The organism is Mesorhizobium sp. M7A.F.Ca.CA.002.04.1.1 (assembly GCF_004022805.1).
In the GTDB taxonomy this organism is placed as follows: domain Bacteria; phylum Pseudomonadota; class Alphaproteobacteria; order Rhizobiales; family Rhizobiaceae; genus Mesorhizobium; species Mesorhizobium ciceri.
In genome coordinates, this window is sequence record NZ_RZPL01001036.1 from 1 (window position 1) to 1383 (window position 1383).

The following is a 1383-nucleotide window of genomic DNA, read 5'->3' on the forward strand; positions in this document are numbered from 1 at the left end:
ATGCCTCTCTTCTGATCTGGTCGGCGCATGCGGGATGCCGCAGGGCGCAAAAAACAAACGGGCTGCCACAGGGCCGCCTCGGTTGGTGCGGCTTATAGTTCAGCTTTTCCGGCGCGTCAACGCTGCCTGGCCTTCTTTTTGGCGGCCAACAACCATCTTCTTCGAAGCCAAGGGATTGGCGTCAGCGGTTGGTGAAATTCGGCTTCCGCTTCTCGGCAAAGGCCGCCATGCCTTCCTTCTGATCGTCCAGTGCAAACAGCGAGTGAAACAGCCGGCGCTCGAACCGCAATCCCTCGGCAAGCGTCGTCTCGAAGGCGCGGTTGACAGCTTCCTTTGCCATCATCACCGATGGCAGCGAGAAAGCGGCGATCTTGGCCGCGGCCTTCAGCGCCTCCTCGACAAGTTCACCGGCAGGCACGACCCGCGACACCAGGCCAGAACGCTCGGCCTCGGCGGCATCCATCATCCGCCCGGTCAGGCACATGTCCATCGCCTTCGACTTGCCGACAAAGCGGGTCAGCCTTTGTGACCCGCCCATGCCTGGAATGACGCCGAGCGTGATCTCGGGCTGGCCGAACTTGGCCGTGTCGGCGGCGATGATGAAATCGCACATCATCGCCAGCTCGCAACCGCCGCCGAGTGCATAGCCCGCCACCGCCGCGATAATAGGCTTTCGCGCCCGCGTCAGTTCCTCCCAGCCGACGAAGAAGTCTTGGGCGTAGGCGTCCGCATAGGAGATGGACTGCATCTCCTTGATATCGGCGCCCGCCGCGAAAGCTTTTTCGGAACCGGTGATGACCATGGCGCCGATACCGGGATCGGCGCTGAACCCGTTCACGGCTGCCACCACCTCGGTCAGGATCTGGGAGTTCAGCGCGTTGAGCGCCTGCGGCCTGTTCAGCGTGATCAGCCCGACCTTGCCGTGCGTCTCGGTGATGATCGTCTCATAGCTCATGGCTGCTTCTCCTTGCTTACGCTCGTCTAGAGCGGTTCATCGTTTCACGGAAACGCAGAACCGCTCCATCTCCTTGTCTTGACCAATTTCGGACGGAAAACCGCCCCCGCTTTTGCTGGAATTGCTCTGACTCATCGCTGACATGTCCGGCAATAAAAGGTCGATCGGCCGCTCTGCACGACACGCTCGATGTGGCCGCCGCAACTGGGCTTGGAGCAGGCCTCGCCTTCGCGGTCGTAGACGGCGAAGGCGTGTTGGAAATAGCCCAGCGACCCATCGGTCTGCATATAGTCCCGCAGTGAGGAACCGCCGGCTGCGATCGCATCCGATATCACCGAACGAATGGCTTGCGCGAGGTGTTCGCTTTGGGCCTGGGCTTTCTTTCCGGGCCTGGCGATCGTGCCCGCCTCGCGCAGCGGCGACAGGCC

The 1383-nt window shown here is 61.9% G+C and carries 2 protein-coding genes; both read right to left on the reverse strand.

Features of this window, described 5'->3' with window-relative positions:
* Positions 1–181: 181 nt before the first annotated feature.
* Positions 182–955 carry an enoyl-CoA hydratase gene (locus ENZ75_RS31835; protein ID WP_013533693.1) on the reverse strand — a complete coding sequence of 258 codons (774 nt, stop codon included), beginning with the start codon at positions 953–955 and terminating at the stop codon, positions 182–184.
* Between the two features lie 131 nt (positions 956–1086).
* Positions 1087–1383 (reverse strand): zinc finger domain-containing protein (locus tag ENZ75_RS31840; RefSeq protein ID WP_281061326.1); only part of this gene is annotated, 297 nt, incomplete at its 5' end.